At 70.7% G+C, this 15,799-nt stretch carries 11 protein-coding genes; 8 read left to right on the top strand and 3 right to left on the bottom strand.

The genetic code is table 11. The features are described from left to right. The first annotated feature begins 110 nt into the window (after positions 1-110). From IEY87_RS24855 to IEY87_RS24845, 3 genes are all read left to right on the top strand, one after another. On the top strand, positions 111-881 hold the full coding sequence (locus IEY87_RS24855; protein ID WP_189141184.1) for a DeoR/GlpR family DNA-binding transcription regulator: 771 nt from the start codon (positions 111-113) through the stop codon (positions 879-881). Positions 882-1,157: 276 nt separating this feature from the next. Further along, complete coding sequence (locus tag IEY87_RS24850) at positions 1,158-2,480, top strand: RNA-guided endonuclease InsQ/TnpB family protein (RefSeq protein ID WP_308112986.1); 1,323 nt, start codon at positions 1,158-1,160, stop codon at positions 2,478-2,480. Positions 2,481-2,609: 129 nt separating this feature from the next. Beyond that, positions 2,610-4,346 carry a glycerol-3-phosphate dehydrogenase/oxidase gene (locus IEY87_RS24845; protein ID WP_189141183.1) on the top strand — a complete coding sequence of 579 codons (1,737 nt, stop codon included), beginning with the start codon at positions 2,610-2,612 and terminating at the stop codon, positions 4,344-4,346. On the opposite strand, the gene IEY87_RS24840 is transcribed toward IEY87_RS24845, so the two are convergent. Beyond that, positions 4,341-6,320, bottom strand: a complete 1,980-nt coding sequence (locus IEY87_RS24840) for a beta-propeller domain-containing protein (RefSeq protein WP_189141182.1) — start codon at positions 6,318-6,320, stop codon at positions 4,341-4,343. The two genes, IEY87_RS24845 and IEY87_RS24840, sit on opposite strands and share 6 nt — an antisense overlap. A gap of 31 nt (positions 6,321-6,351) precedes the next feature. Further along, the gene (locus IEY87_RS24835; protein WP_189141181.1) at positions 6,352-8,493 is read right to left on the bottom strand and encodes a serine/threonine-protein kinase; all 2,142 of its coding nucleotides are present in this window, start codon (positions 8,491-8,493) and stop codon (positions 6,352-6,354) included. Positions 8,494-8,750: 257 nt separating this feature from the next. Here IEY87_RS24835 and IEY87_RS24830 point away from each other — a divergent pair, with 257 nt between their 5' ends. From IEY87_RS24830 to guaA, 3 genes are all read left to right on the top strand, one after another. Beyond that, a complete protein-coding gene (locus tag IEY87_RS24830) occupies positions 8,751-9,494 on the top strand; it encodes an N-acetyltransferase (RefSeq protein WP_189141180.1) in 744 nt (247 codons plus the stop codon). Between the two features lie 94 nt (positions 9,495-9,588). Next, a complete protein-coding gene (locus IEY87_RS24825) occupies positions 9,589-11,082 on the top strand; it encodes a DUF885 family protein (RefSeq protein WP_189141179.1) in 1,494 nt (497 codons plus the stop codon). 54 nt (positions 11,083-11,136) lie between these two features. Next, positions 11,137-12,684: a glutamine-hydrolyzing GMP synthase gene (guaA, locus tag IEY87_RS24820; protein WP_189141178.1), complete on the top strand. Its 1,548-nt coding sequence runs from the start codon at positions 11,137-11,139 to the stop codon at positions 12,682-12,684. 33 nt (positions 12,685-12,717) lie between these two features. Here guaA and IEY87_RS24815 read toward each other — a convergent pair whose 3' ends face one another. Next, positions 12,718-13,722, bottom strand: a complete 1,005-nt coding sequence (locus IEY87_RS24815) for a zinc-binding dehydrogenase (RefSeq protein WP_189141177.1) — start codon at positions 13,720-13,722, stop codon at positions 12,718-12,720. A 129-nt stretch (positions 13,723-13,851) separates the two neighbouring features. On the opposite strand from IEY87_RS24815, the gene IEY87_RS24810 reads away from it, so the two are divergent. Beyond that, entirely contained in the window at positions 13,852-14,739 is an 888-nt protein-coding gene (locus tag IEY87_RS24810; protein WP_189141176.1) for a helix-turn-helix domain-containing protein, read from the top strand. Between the two features lie 92 nt (positions 14,740-14,831). Beyond that, complete coding sequence (locus tag IEY87_RS24805) at positions 14,832-15,791, top strand: hypothetical protein (protein ID WP_189141175.1); 960 nt, start codon at positions 14,832-14,834, stop codon at positions 15,789-15,791. Positions 15,792-15,799 lie beyond the last annotated feature (8 nt).

Genomic DNA, 15,799 nt, shown 5'->3' with positions numbered 1-15,799 from the left:
TGTTTCTGCACTTTTTATATCAGAACCAAGCTTAAATGGGCATCGGTGGCTGCGTGCTCTCCCATATGCCACGCTTGCCATCTGACGATTCCGGCGAAGGAAAGAGGATCGTGTCCCGTTATGACCGCTGGAACGCGATCCTCGAGCTGCTCGCCCAGGAAGGCCGGCTCTCCGTGGAGGAGGCGGCCCAGGCGCTCGACGTCTCCACCGCGACCATCCGCCGCGACTTCGACCAGCTCGCCCAGCAGCAGATGCTCATGCGCACCCGGGGCGGCGCGGTGGCCCAGAGCGTCAGCTACGACCTGCCGCTGCGCTACAAGACGGCCAGGCACGGGAGCGAGAAGCAGCGCATCGCCGAAGCGGCCGCCGAGCTGGTCAAACCCGGCGCGGTGATCGGCCTGAACGGCGGCACCACCACCTCCGAGCTGGCCCGCGTGCTGGCCACCCGCGCCACGCTGGACTCGGGCTTCACCATCGTCACCAACGCGCTCAACATCGCCGCCGAGCTCACGGTCCGCCGGCACGTCAAGATCGTGGTCACCGGCGGGGTGGCCAGGCAGCAGTCCTACGAGCTCATCGGCCCGCTCGCGTCCGGCGTGCTGGAGCAGGTGACGCTCGACGTGGCCTTCCTCGGCGTGGACGGGCTGGACGTGGAGCTCGGCGCTTCGGCGGACCACGAGGGCGAGGCGAGCGTGAATCATCTGCTCATCACCCGTGCCGCGCGGGTCGTGGTGGTGGCAGACTCCTCGAAGATAGGGAAGAAAGCATTTTCCCGTATCTGCCCCATCGAGCAGATCGACACCCTCGTCACCGACGCACAGCTTCCCGACCTGGCCGCGACCCGGCTCTCCGACGCCGGAGTGACCGTGATCCGCGCCTGATCGGGGGTCTGTACGGAGTCCGCTGCGTTACCGAGGGTTCGCAGAAGGCCCCGGCGTTCAGGCCGGTGATGAATGCGGTTCCCGTCAGGGGATGGCCCGCCGGTAGGTGGGGGAGTCAGAAGCACGTGGCGCGGGCCACGGACGGTCGCGTTGGTCGGCGTTGTCGGTTGATGTATGCCGCGTCGGTATGCGTATGGCGTGGCCATAGGGCAGTCGTTAGTATGTTCGAATTCGCGGAACGTGTGCGATTTCTTGCACACTGTTAGTGGCTGCGTTGTGTCGTCATGGAGAGGGTGGTGTTCGGTGAAGCTGCGCTACAACTACCGGCTGTATCCGGACGCGCCTCAGCGGGAGTCGTTGGCTCGGTTGTTCGGGTGTGTCCGGGCAGTGTGGAACGACGCGCTGGCCCGGCGTAAGGCCGCGTGGAAAGCCGACCGGGCGCGGATCAGCGGCCCACGGTTGCAGCAGCTGTGCATCACCGCCGCCAAGCGCACTCCTGAACGGAACTGGCTCGCACAGGTGTCGCCGGTGCCGTTGCAGCAGTCGCTGCGGGACCTGGACGTGGCCTACGGCAACTTCTTCGACTCGGTGTCGGGCAAGCGCAAAGGCCCGAAGATGGGATTGCCGGTGTTCAAGTCGCGCCGTGATCACCGCCAGTCGGCCCGGTTCACCACCACCGCGTTCAAGCTCCGCCCCGGCCGTGCCGGGGATGCGTTGTATCTGGCGAAGATCGGTGAGATCGAGGTGCGGTGGTCACGCGAGCTGCCCGCTCCGCCGTCCAGCGTGACGGTCATCAAGGACCCGGCGGGCCGCTACTTCGCCTCCTTCGTCGTCGACGTGCCGGACGACAGCCAGACCCTCCCCCGCAGCGATGCGGAGACGGGGATCGATCTCGGTCTGACCCACTACGCGGTCACCTCCAACGGCGAAAAGATCGTCAACCCCAAATGGCTGCGCCGCAGAGAGCGCAAGCTGAAGAAACTCCAGCGCGCCCTGGCACGTAAGCAGAAAGGCAGCGCCAACCGCACCAAGGCCCGCATCAAAGTCGCCCGTCAGCATGCGAAGGCCGGCGACGCGCGCCGGGACTTCCTGCACCAGGTCAGCACTGCGATCGTCCGCGAGAATCAAGCGGTAGCGGTCGAGGGCCTGGCCGTGCGGGGCCTGGCCCGGGGCAGGCTGGCCAAGAGCGTCAACGACGTCTCCTGGGGCACCTTCCTGCGCCTGCTGGAAGACAAAGCCGCCCGCCACGGCCGCACCTTCATCACCGTCGACCGCTGGTATCCCTCCTCCCAGCTGTGCCCCTGCTGCGGCTACAAGATCGGGAAACTCGGCTTGGACGTCCGCGCCTGGGACTGCCCCTCCTGCGGCGAACACCACGACCGCGACATCGCCGCAGCCCTCAACATCCTGGCCGAGGGTATCCGCCTGAAGACCCTGAACGACTTGAACGATGTGAACGGCCTGAACGACACGAGGTCGGTGCACGACGTGGCCGCCGGGCTGGCGGACACCCGAAACGACTGTGAAGGGCAGGTAAGACCAGGTAAGGCGATCCCGACCCTGGCACCGCCCGAAACCTCCACCGCGCAAGCGGCGTAGAAGCAGCAGTAAGCACCCCGCCGCGAGGCGGGAGAATCCCCGTCATGGCGGAGAGAAGTCAAATGCGGCTCGATGAATGGGTAAGTATGGGGGCGCAAGGAGACAAGGCCCCGAATCTCAAGGAGAGTCATGGCGGCGGGAAGACGCGTGGCCCGGCTGGGTCCGGTCGAGCGAAGTGCGGCACTGGACACCATGGCCGCACGCGAGCTGGACGTGGTCGTGGTCGGTGGCGGGGTGGTGGGCGCGGGAGTCGCGCTCGACGCTGTCACGCGCGGCCTGGACGTGGGCCTGGTCGAGGCGCGGGACTTCGCCTCGGGCACCTCCTCGCGCTCGTCCAAGCTCATCCACGGCGGGCTGCGCTATCTCGAACAGCTCAACTTCGAGCTCGTCAGGGAGGCGCTGCAGGAGCGGGCCCTGCTGTTGCAGCGGATCGCGCCGCATCTGGTGCGGCCGGTGCCGTTCCTGTTCCCGATGACCCACATGGGGTGGGAACGGCCCTATGTGGGGGCGGGGGTGGCCCTGTACGACACGCTGGGGATCGCCACCGGGGTGTCCAGGGGTGTGCCGGGGCACCGGCATCTGTCCAGGAGCCGGGCCCTGCGGCTGGCGCCCGCGCTGAAGCGCTCGGCCTTCACCGGCGCGGTGCAGTACTGGGACGCGCAGGTGGACGACGCCCGTTACGTGATGACCATGCTGCGGACGGCCGCCACCTACGGCGCCCATGTCGCGCCCCGGTCCCAGGTGGTGGGCTTCCTGCGTGAGGGCGAGCGCGTCACCGGGGTGCGGGTGCGCGACCTGGAGTCCGGCCGCGAGATGGAGGTACGCGCCCAGCAGGTGGTCAACGCCACCGGGGTGTGGACCGACGACATCCAGGAGCTGGTGGGCGGACGCGGGCAGATCCACGTGCGGGCGTCCAAGGGCATTCACCTGGTGGTGCCGCGCGACCGGATCCACTCCGTCACCGGACTCATCCTTCGTACGGAAAAATCCGTGCTTTTCGTGATCCCCTGGGGCAGGCACTGGATCATCGGCACCACCGACACCGAATGGACGCTGGACAAGGAGCACCCGGCCGCCTCCCGGGCCGACATCGACTATCTGCTCGACCACGTCAACGCCGTGCTGTCGGTGCCGCTGAGCAGGGATGACGTCGAAGGCGTCTACGCTGGGCTGCGGCCGCTGCTGTCCGGGGAGTCGGACGAGACGTCGAAGCTGTCGCGCGAGCACGTGGTGGCGCACCCGGTGCCGGGGCTCGTCATGATCGCCGGCGGGAAGTACACGACCTACCGGGTCATGGCCAAGGACGCCGTCGACGCCGTCGCGCACGGCCTCGACCAGCGCGTCCCGCGCTCCTGCACGGACCGGATCCCGCTGGCCGGCGCCGAGGGCTATCAGGCGCTGTGGAACGCCAGGCATCGGCTGGCCCACACCTCCGGCCTGCACGTGGCCAGGATCGAGCACCTGCTGCAGCGCTACGGCTCGCTGATCGACGAGGTGCTGGAGCTGATCGAGCACGACCCGTCGCTGGGCAGGCCGCTGCACGGGGCCGACGACTACCTACGCGCCGAGATCGTCTACGCCGCCACCCACGAGGGCGCCAGGCATCTCAACGACGTGCTGACGCGCCGTACCCACGTCTCCATCGAGACCTTCCATCGGGGCGTGGCGGTCGCGCAGGAGGCCGCCGAGCTGCTCGCCGGCCCGCTCGGCTGGGACGCCGAGCAGGTCAAACGCGAGGTCGAGTACTTCACCAAGCGGGTCGAGGCTGAGCGCCTGTCGCAGGAGCAGGACACCGACCACGCGGCCGACGCCATCAGGCTCGGCGCCCCCGAGATCGAGCCGGTCGCCGCTCCCGAGGGATCATGAGCCCAGCGGGATCCAGGCCTGCCTGTCCAGCGTGGCGGCGTCGTTGACCTGCGCGCCCGCGTAGGAGAACGTCCAGATGGAGTCGCCGATCATCATCGAGCGCTGGATGCCGGGCGGGTAAGCACTGTTGCGGTCCGCCGGATGCTCGATCATGCCGACCTTGCTCACCTCCGAATCGGTGATCTTCAACACCATCGCGCCGCTGCGCTGCACGCCCTCGCCGTAGGAGCTCAGCGGGATGACCGCGGTGCCGGTCTTGGGCCAGTAGAGGAAGGCGTGCGGGTCCCACTCGGCCTCCGAGCCGGAGTCCTTCTGGAACAGCTGCGACAGCCTGCGCGGCGCGGCCGGGTCGCGCACGTCGAACAGCGAGACCTGGGTGCCGAGCGTCCGGCCCTTGTCGCTGGCCTCCTGGCCGATGCCGATCAGCTTGCCGTCGCCGCTGGGGTGCAGGTAGGCGGAGTAGCCGGTGATCTTCAGCTCGCCGGTCACCGCGGGCTTGGCCGGGTCGCGCAGGTCCAGCGTGTAGAGCGGGTCCACCTGGCGGAAGGTGACGACGTAGCCGACCGGGCCGATGAACCGGACCGAGTAGATGCGCTCGCCCTTGCCCAGGCCGCCGACCTGGCCGACCTCGGCCAGCGTGTCCGCGGCCAGCACGTGCACGCCGCTGACGCTGGTGTCGCCGTCGGCGGAGGTGACGGTGGTGGCGACCCGCAGGTGGCCGTCGTGCTCGGACAGCGAGTACTGGTTCAGCAGCCGGCCCGGCACCTTGCCGGAGGCCACGTAGGCGGGGGCGCCCGGCTTGCTCACATCGAACCGGTGCACCTCCGTCTCCTCGGGCGGCGGGCCCGAAGGCGTCGGCGTGGCCGTGGGCATGGGCTCCACCGGGGCGGGCTCGGTGGCCGGGGCCACGGCCGACTCCTGGCCGCTGGGCGTGGGCGCACTCTCCTCGACGACGGCCGGTTGGATCGGGAACCACCAGTGCGGGTTGCTCGCCACGTACAGGCTCTGCCCGGTGCCGTACACGATGTCGCCGTCGGCGGCCAGGCCGATCGGGGAGCTGCCCGCCGCCGTGAGGCCCTGGGACAGGTCGAGGCTGTGCAGGGTCAGCAGGGAGGTGCCGGAGTAGCCGGCCGGGTGGCTGACCCGCTCGCAGGGGACCGACTCCTTCCTGACCGTACCCGAGGCGTCGGTGATCTCGATCTTCGGCAGCCAGGCCTCCAGCGGCGCACGCCGTACGACCTGCTGGTTGATCCGGGTGCGTTCGGCCTCGGGCAGTTGGTCCCTGGTCTGGGGGAAGGTGATGTCCGGCTGGCTCCGGGTGACGAAGCGTACGGTGGAGCCGACCATCCGGGCGTCCACGTGCGTGCCCTCGGGCTTGATCGTGCCCAGCACCTTGGGCTGGCCGGCGAGGTCGACGAGCACGTACCTGGTCTCGCCGGGGGGCGCGAAGCCCCGCTTCATGGCCGGGCCGCCGCCGCCCTGGAACAGGATCAGCGCCCGCTCGCCCGAGACCAGCAGGTCGGCGGGCGCGTAGCCGCGCTCGTCCTTGCCGGGCAGATCGAGGGAGGCGGTGACCTTCCTGGTGGCGGTGTCGATGATCCGCAGGGTGCCGCCGCTGACGGTGTAGACGCGGTCGCCGTCGGTCTTGACCAGATCCGGCTCGTCCACGCCCGCCTCGTGCGTGTTGGTCGTGGAGTGGTCGGGGGTCTCGGCGGTCTTCGCCCTGGCCGCGGTCGCGTCCTCCATGTACATGATCTGGGGGCCGCCGAACCCCCACGGGCCGACGTTCTCGGCCGCCTTCGCGCGCAGCCCGGCGAGCAGATCGTCGCAGCCGTTGTACGCCACCAGGCGGATGGCGCCGAGGCTCTGCCGCGGAGGTGTGACGGGTCTGTCGTCCTGGGGAGCCGGGGTGCAGGCGGCCAGGGCCGTCGCGAGGGCCGCGGCGACCAGCACCGGGCGCGTCAGCGTCTTCATGCCCTCATGACGGATTCCGGCGGCGAGCGGTTCAGGAGCCGCTGGGGACGTCCAGCGTGTAGATGGGGCTGTAGTCCACGTCATCGCCGATGTCGATCAGCTTACGGACGAGCTTGCCCTTGAAGTCGACCACCTGGACCTCATCTCTGGACGCGTCGTCCTGCTCCCAGCAGTAGAGGTGGGTCTCGTCGTACCAGCCGAGCACCTTGTCGCAGGGGGAGGTGAAGGCGCGCACCCGCTTGCCCGTCGCGGAGTTCCAGAGGCAGTGGTCGCCGTCGCCCCCGCCGGGGCAGTCGGTGACGAAGGTCCGGCCGGAGGGGGAGAACATGTCCATGGTGCCGGAGGCGAGCGTGCCGATGCCGGGCGCCTCGCGGACGACCTTGCCGGTGGGGGCGTAGAAGCGCAGGCCCTGGTTCTTGCCGCCGTAGACGTTGACCACGCCGTTCTCCTCGCTGTCCCAGCCGAAGGCGGTCTCCTGGACCTGCTTGTCGCGGACCATGACGATCTCCGGCTCGCTCGTGGCCACGTCGACGATGCCGAAGCCCACGTAGTACCACTCGTCGCCGGTCTTCTCCTCGATGTTGAGCAGGATCTTGGAGCCGTCCTTGGACCATGACCGGATGGTGCTCTGCAGGGGCGAGCGGACGGTCTCGATCGTGACCTCGCCACCCGAGCGGCGGTCGGTGATCTCGATGAAGTCGAAGTCGTCGGCGGAGTAGTTCTTGCCGCGGGTGGCCAGGTAGCGGCCGTCGGGCGAGACCAGCGACTCCTTGTTGCGCGGGTATTTGACGAAGGCGCCGGTCAGGTTCCGCCTGGCGTAGTCGACCCACTCCTTGCCCTTCTCGTCGTAGACCTCGTAGGAGGTCAGCGTGATGGGGTCGGATTCGTGCTCGTAGATGGTGATCGAGCCGCCGGGGACCCGCAGGGGGGTGCCCTTGGCGGGCACGGTGGACGCCGGCGCCGGCGCCGGGGTGGTGGGGGTGGGCGTGGGGGTGGTGGGGGTGGGGCTCGTTCGGGGCGCGGCGACCGTGGTCCGGTTCAGGTGGTTGACCGTCATCACGCCGGCGAGCAGCAGCAGCGCGCACCCCACGGCCGCGCCCATGACGAGCAACGTCCGGCCTTTCGCCGCGGGCGCCGGCCGAGGCTGTCCGGCGTGGGCCGCCATGGGCGGCTGCGCGGGATAGGCCGCGGGGGCGGGCCACGACGCGGCCGGGTTCGGGGCTGAGTGGACGGGCCGCGACGCGGCGGGGTTCGGGGCTGAGTGGGCGGGCCACGACGCGGCCGGGTTCGGGGCTGAGTGGGCGGGCCGCGACTCGGCCGGGATGGCCGCCGCGGAGCCCTGCGCGAGGATGCCGGAGCGGGGGACCGGCCGCTGCAGCAGCCGGATGATGACCTGCTCGGCGGTGGGCCGCCGCGCCGGGTCCTTGTCCAGGCACGCCGCGACCACCTCGAGCAGCGTGCCGTCGAGCCCGGTCAGCTCGGGCGGCCGGTTGAGCACCCGGTTGATCACCGCGGGCATGGTGTCGCTGCCGAACGGCGCGTTGCCGGAGGCGGCGTAGACCATCGTGCCGCCCCACGAGAACAGGTCGGCGGCGGGGCCGACCTGATGCCCCATGACCTGCTCGGGCGGCATGTAGGACGGGGTGCCGACCGGCATGCTGCTGAGCGTGGAGGTCGCGTCGAGCGCGCGGGCGATGCCGAAGTCGATCACCCGGGGCCCGTCGGCGCCGATGATCACGTTGGCCGGCTTGAAGTCGCGGTGCACGATCCCGGCCTGGTGGATCGCGGCCAGGGCGGTGGCGGTGCCGATGGCCAGGCGGTGCAGGGTCGTGCCGGTGCGCGGGCCGTCCTGCTGGACGACCTGATGCAGGGACGGGCCGTCGATGAACTCGCTCACGATGTAGGGCCGGCCGAGCTCCACGCCGGTGCCCAGGACCGCCGCCGTGCAGAACGGCGCCACCTGCTGGGCGACCTCCACCTCACGCAGGAAGCGCCCGATGCTCACCTGGTCGGCCGCCTGGTCGGACCGCAGCCATTTGATCGCGACCCGCGTGCCTGAGGGGTCGGTGGCCAGGTAGACGACGCCCTGCCCGCCTTCACCCAGCCGGCCGAGCAGGTCCATGCCGCCGAGGCTGCGTGGATCTCCCGGGCTCAGCGGCGCGATGTTAGGCATGAGTAAATACTGGCCCATCGACAAAACCTACTGATCAGTAGTCATGGAGGTCGCAAGACGGTAACGAACGCCATGATCGTGGTCAGCCGCCCTGGGATGGCCGGTTGGGGGGCTTTGCGGGAGCGACTGATCCACGGCGATGCTGGCCGTACAGCGACGTAAATTTCGGTGTACGGCCGGTTTTCCCGGTTTAATGGATGGCATGGGCGCATAGCGTCGAATGTAAGAGTTCTGCGTCCTATGTGAAGATGGTCCGCATGACCCTTCGGATCACGACCCTGGCGGAGCGCCCGGAGTTCGCCTCGACGCTGTGGGACATGGACACCTCCTGGCCGGAGTTCATGATGCAGGACCCGCTCGCCGACCTCTTCTATGACGTCGTCGTCCGCGTCTACCCCGAATACGCACTGGTGGCCGATGACGACGCGGAGCCGGGCAGGCTCGTGGCCCGGGGCTTCACCGTGCCCTTCTTCTTCGACGGCGCGGAGCCGTCCGACGACGGCTGGGACGGCGCCATCCGGCGAGCCTGGCTGACCAGGGAAAGGGGCACCCGCCCCAACAGGATCTCGGCCCTGGAGATCACCGTCCGCCGCGACCTGCTCGGCCGCGGCCTCTCCTCGCGGATGCTCCTCGCCATGCGCGACAACGCGGCCGAGCGGGGCTTCGAGGAGCTCCTAGCCCCCGTCCGCCCCAACCGGAAACACCTCGAACCCCACACCCCGATGACCGAGTACGCCTTCCGCACCCAGGCCGACGGCCTGCCCCACGACGCCTGGCTGCGCGTGCACGTACGGGCGGGCGGGAAGATCGTCAAGGTGGCGCCGCGCTCCATGGTCGTGCCCGGCACGCTCGACGAATGGCGGCGCTGGACCGGGCTGCCGTTCGACCGGTCCGGCGAGGTCGAGGTGCCCGGAGCGCTCAATTCGGTGCACTGCGAGGTCGAGCGCGACCACGCCGTCTACGTCGAGCCCAACGTCTGGGTCAGCCACCCCCTGGGCTAGACGGGGTCGCGGCCCGCTCACCTGCCCGATGCGCCGGGCCGGCGGTGGCCGTAATCGATTCCAAGATCGAGCGGCTTGCGCTAGCGTCGCGAGCATGACGGAACTCGAGCCCCGACTGCGGGCCATCACCGACCTGGCCGTGGCAGAGGCGCGTGAGCTGGGCGGCAGGCACGAGTACGACGGGATGATCCAGGACCTCTCGCCCGACGGGGTGCGGGCCGGGCTGGCGCGGCTGGGTGAAGGCGCCGAGCCGGAGGATCCGTACGACGCCCGGCACCTGCGGGTGTTCGAGGAGGGCCTGCGCGCCCAGTTCGGCGAGCTGGAGCTGCACCGCGGCAACCCGCTCTACCACCTGTCCAACCTGGACCTGGCCTGCTACGACCGCGACTACGGCCCGGAGCGGGACCGGGCCGCCGCCAAGGCGGCCCACCTCGCGCGCTGGCCCGAGGCCGTGCGGCACGCGGTCGCCGCGCTCGACCGGCTCAGCGCCCCGGTCGCGAGCTCCCTGCTCGGCGCGGTCAAGGGCCTGGCCGCGGGGATCACCGACGAGAGCGCGCTGAAGGCCCACCGCGAGCTCGTCACGCACATCGAGCGGGCGGCGGCCGAGGGCGACCCGGACGCCTCGCTCGGCGCTGCGGCGCTGGCCCGGCTGATGGGCGCCGGCGAGGGCCTGGAGGTGGACCTGGGCAAGCTGGCCGAGCGCGCCGACGCCGAGCGCGGCAGGCTGCTGGAGCGGCTGGCCGACGGCTGCGCCAAGCTCGGCGAGCGGGACCGGCCGCCCCTCGACGTGGTCCGCGAGCTGGTCAAGCAGCACCCCGACGCCGACGGCGTGATCGAGGCGGCCAGGGTCGGCACGCGCAAGGCCATCGCGTTCACCGCCGAGAAGGACCTGGTGCCCTACCACGACGGCGAGTGCCTGGTCGGCCTCGCGCCGGAGTCGCGCAGGTGGGCGATGGCGATGATGTCGTGGAACGCGCCGGGCGAGCCCGAGGGCCCTTCGTGGTACCACATCACCCCGCCCGACCCCTCTTGGCCCGAGCGGGACGCCGAGGAGTGGCTGGAGATCTTCAGCGAGACCACCCTGCCCGCGATCAACGTGCACGAGGTGGCGCCCGGCCACTTCTCGCACGGCCTGGCCCTGCGCCGGGCCGGGTCGGACGTCCGGCGGCTGCTGCAGTCCATGTCGTTCGCCGAGGGCTGGGCGCACTACGCCGAGGAGCTCTGCGTGGAGGAGGGCTTCGAGGCGCAGGACCCGCGCTTCGAGATCGGCGTCTGGGTGGAGGCGCTGATCCGCGTCACCCGGCTCGCCTGCGCCATCGGCGTGCACACCGGGGCCATGACCGTCGAGGACGCGGCCAGGCGCTTCGAGTCAGACACGCACCTGGTCGGCCCGGGGGCGCTGGCGGAGGCCAGGCGGGCCTCCTTCGACCCGACGTACGGCCGCTACACCTGGGGCAAGCTGGTCATCATGGACCTGCGCGAGCAGGCGCGGCGCGAGTGGGGCGCGGGTTTCACGCTGCAGCGTTTCCACAAGGCCATGCTCGATCTGGGCTCGCCGCCCCTGGGGCTCCTCGGCGCGATTGTCTGAGTGCGCGGCCGATAGACTGGCAGCACCGCATTCGCCTTTTGGGGGGTTCTCTCGGTGTCTGAATTCGACACAGTGCTCGTCGTCGACTTCGGTGCGCAGTACGCACAGTTGATCGCCAGGCGGGTGCGCGAGTGCCACGTCTACTCCGAGATCGTGCCCTCGACGATGCCGGTCGAGGAGATGCTGGCCAAGAAGCCGAAGGCCATCATCCTGTCCGGCGGGCCCTCCTCGGTCTACGCCGACAACGCCCCGGACGTCCCGCACGGTCTGTTCGAGACCGGGGTGCCCACATTCGGCATCTGCTACGGCTTCCAGGCGATGGCCCAGGCGCTGGGCGGCGAGGTGGCCCGCACGGGCGTCGCCGAGTACGGCGGCACCGCCCTGGACGTGCTGACCGAGGGTGTGATCTTCGCCGGGCTGCCGGCCGCGCAGAAGGTGTGGATGTCCCACGGCGACAGCGTGGCCGCCGCCCCCGAGGGCTTCACGGTCACGGCCTCGACCGGCGAGACCCCGGTCGCCGCCTTCGAGCACCCCGGGCGCGGCCTCTACGGCGTGCAGTTCCACCCGGAGGTGCTGCACTCCGAGCACGGCCAGCAGGTGCTCAAGCACTTCCTCGACGCGGCGGGCTGCCGGCCGACGTGGACCATGCTCAACATCGTCGAGGAGTCCATCGAGGCGGTCCGCCGGCAGGTCGGCGACGGGCGCGCGATCTGCGCGCTGTCCGGCGGCGTCGACTCCGCGGTGGCCGGAGCCATCGTCCAGCGCGCCATCGGCGACCGGCTGACCTGCGTCTTCGTCGACCACGGCCTGCTGCGCAAGGGCGAGGCCGAGCAGGTCGAGCGCGACTTCGTCGCCTCCACCGGCGTCAACCTGCGCGTCGTGGACGCCTCGGACCGGTTCCTGAAGGCCCTCGAAGGCGTCAGCGACCCCGAGGAGAAGCGCAAGATCATCGGCCGCGAGTTCATCCGCGTCTTCGAGGACGAGCAGCGGGCCATCATGGCCGACGGCCCGGTCGATTTCCTGGTCCAGGGCACCCTCTACCCCGACGTGGTCGAGTCCGGCGGCGGCACCGGCACCGCCAACATCAAGTCCCACCACAATGTCGGCGGCCTCCCCGAGGACCTGCAGTTCAAGCTGGTGGAGCCGCTGCGGACGCTGTTCAAGGACGAGGTACGCCGCGCGGGCGAGGAGCTCGGCCTGCCGACCGCCATGGTCTGGCGCCAGCCGTTCCCCGGCCCCGGCCTCGGCATCCGGATCATCGGCGAGGTGACGCGCGAGCGGCTCGACCTGCTGCGCGAGGCCGACGCGATCGCCCGCGAGGAGCTGTCCCGGGCCGGCCTCGACCGGGAGATCTGGCAGTGCCCGGTGGTGCTGCTGGCCGACGTCCGCTCGGTGGGCGTCCAGGGAGACGGCCGCACCTACGGCCACCCCGTGGTCCTGCGCCCGGTCACCTCCGAGGACGCGATGACGGCCGACTGGGCACGCGTGCCCTACGACGTCCTCTCCCGCATCTCCACCCGCATCACCAACGAGGTCAGGGACGTCAACCGGGTGGTGGTCGACGTGACCAGCAAGCCCCCGGGCACCATCGAGTGGGAGTAGAAACCGCCGCAGCGGTGCCGCTGAGAGGCGGCGTCAGCACACCAGCAGGGTCTTGCCGATGGCCGTGCGCGCGGCCATCGCGGCATGCGCGTCGGCCGCCCGCTCCAACGGGAACGTCTGCCCGACGTGCGGCCTGAGATGCCCGGCCGCGGCCTTGGCGAGGGCTCGCTCGGTGAGCCGCCGCACCTCCGCCGCGTCGGACACCTGGTCCATGATCCCGACCAGGCGCACGCCCCGGCCGGCGGCCTCGTCCGGGGTGACCTCGGCGAAGCCGCCACTGGCGGCACCATAGGCGAAGAACCGGCCGCCGCTCGCCGTCACCTCCAGCGCGCTTCTGCCGAGGGGGCCACCGGCGCCGTCGAACACCACGTCCACGCCCTTCCCGCCGGTCGTCTCACGCACCCGCTCGGGCCAGCCGTTCTCGGTGTAGTCCACCGCCGCCTCGGCGCCCAGCTCCCGCACCAGGTCCAGTTTCCGTGTCCCGCGCGCGGCTCCGATCACCCGGGCGCCCCCTGCCAGGGCGAGTTGCACGAGGACGATGCCCAGGCTGCCGCCCGCAGCGGTGATCAGCACCCACTCGCCCGGCCGGATCGCGGCATTGTCGACGAACCCCGTCGCGGTCGGACCGTCGTGCAGGAGCGCCACCGCCTGACTGAGCTCGAGCCCGTCCGGGACCGGGATCAGCGCCTCGACCGAGGCGACGGCCCGAGTGGCGTAACCGCCGGTCGGTGCCACGATCGAGTCGCTGCCACCCGCCGGCGCGCCGGTCCTGGCCATGACCCGGCGGCCGACCCATGCGGGATCCACCCCGTCCCCGGCTGAGACGACCTGTCCGGCCACCCCGTCGCCCGGCACGTACGGCGGCGTCATGGGGAAGAAACCCTCTCCCCAACCCTCCCGCAGCTGGGTGTCGAGGAACAGGACATCCGCGACGGCCGTCTCGATCACGACCTGTCCCGCGCCGGCCACCGGATCGGGAGCCTCCCGCGCCACCAGCACCTGCGGTCCACCGAACTCGGTCACTTCTACTATTCGCATGTCGCTCACTTCCTTGGGATGTCTCCCGACAGCATGTGACCTCAACCGAGCTTGAGGTCAACTCTGTCAGCGACTGGGTATCCCTGAGAGGGCGTGGCTGGTTCTCGGCACGGCCGCCACTATGGGGACATGACCCCGAAGCGACACCTTGGTGAGTTCCTGCGGACCCGCCGTTCACAGCTCCGGCCCGAAGACGTCGGCCTGATGAGTTACGGCGACCAGCGCCGGGTGTCCGGGCTGCGCCGGGAGGAGCTGGCGCTGCTCGCCGGGGTGAGCGCGTCGTACTACGCACGGCTGGAGCAGGGCCAGTCGGCCAACGCCTCGGCCGAGGTGCTGGACGCCATCGCCGGGGCGTTGCGGCTCGACGACGCCGAGCGGGCGCACCTGCACGGGCTGGCCGCCGGCACCCGGCGCCGGCCCGGCGGGCGGCGACCCGCTCCGGAGCGGGTCACGGCCGCGGTGCGGCAGTTGGTCGCCGCACTGGGGGATGTACCCGCGGTGGTGCTCGGCCGGCGTAGCGACGTGCTCGCCTGGAACGCCACCGGACATGCCCTGTTCGCCGGGCACGTGACCATGGACGGGCCCGATCATCCGGCGCGGCGTCCGAACATGGCGCGGCTGATGTTCCTGGACGCGCACACCCGGGCGCTGTACGCCGACTGGCCGGCCAAGGCTCGCGCCGTGGTGGCGACGCTGCGGATGGTGTCCGGGCAGCATCCGGACGACTCCCCGCTGGCGGCGCTGGTCGGCGAGTTGCTGGTGAAGAGCCCGGAGTTCGCGGCGATGTGGGCGGATCACCGGGTCAAGGCCGGCAGCGGGGCGGAGGTCTACGAGATGCGCCATCCGCTGGTGGGGACCATGCAGGTCACCCAGCAGAGCCTGCGCTCCGAGGTGGACCAGCGGATCGTGGTCGCGACCACGGAGGCCGGCTCGCCGTCGCACGCCGCGATGACGCTCCTGGTCCACAGCGTCGCCACCGGGCCGGCCGCCAGGCAGGACCGCCCGATCCGGCGGTAGAAAGCCGCCTTTATCAGTAAAAATCCTGGGCGCTCGGCACGAGTGCCGTATTCAGCGTGCCCAAGAACACTTATGGAGATCGAGGAACAACCATGCGCAAGAACATGACCACCGTCGCGGTCGTCACCGCAGCCCTCACGGCGGCTCTGACCGGGGGGACGGCCTCGGCCACCACGGTGAGCCTGCCCCAGGAGACGGTGCCGTCCCGGATCGCGGTGCACTTCGACCTGGCGAAGGGCCAGATGCCGGAGAACATCGCCCTTTCCCCGGACGGCAGCGCGTACGTCACCTTCGCGGCCGCCCGGCAGGTCGCCCTGGTCACCAAGAAGGGGGAGACGCGGATCCTGGCCACGCTGCCGGCCCCGGCGGACGGCGGCGCGGACACCCCGGTGCTGAAGTTCGCGCTGACCACCGGCATCGTCCGCACGACCGACGGCACGCTGTACTTCCTGTACGCCAGCGGTTCGGCGGAGACCACCGGCCTCTACCGGCTGCGGTCAGGCGGCACCCCGACCCGCGTCGCCGCGCTGCCGGCCACCGGGCTGCCCAACGGGCTCGCCCTGGACGAGCGGTCGAAGACGTTCTACATCACCGACTCCGCGCTCGGCACCATCTCCACCGTCCGGCTGGGCGGCCACCGGGCGAGCGTGTGGTCGTCCGCGCCGGAGCTCGCCTCGACCGGCTTCATCGGCGTCAACGGCCTGAAGGTCCGCGACGGCGCGGTCTGGGCGAGCAACCTCGACAAGGGCACCCTGCTCAGGATCCCGCTCCGGCAGGGCCGCCCCGGGCCGATCACGGTCAAGGCCAAAGGGCTGGCCGGCATCGACGACTTCGCCTTCGCCGGCGACCAGGTCATCGCGGCGCTCATCACCACCGGCCGCGTGGTCCGCGTCGGCGCCAAGGGGAAGGTCACCACGCTGCTGACCGCCGCCGACGGCCTGCAGAATCCCACCTCCGTCGCCGTACGGGGCCGCACCCTCCATGTGCCCAGCGCGGCCTACACCACCGCCACCGACCCCAACCTGGTGCTGGCCACCCTGCCACGCCACTGACCGGAGCG

The organism is Nonomuraea glycinis (assembly GCF_014646515.1).
Taxonomy (GTDB): Bacteria; Actinomycetota; Actinomycetes; order Streptosporangiales; family Streptosporangiaceae; genus Nonomuraea; species Nonomuraea glycinis.
This window is presented reverse-complemented; position numbering and strand designations above follow the sequence as displayed.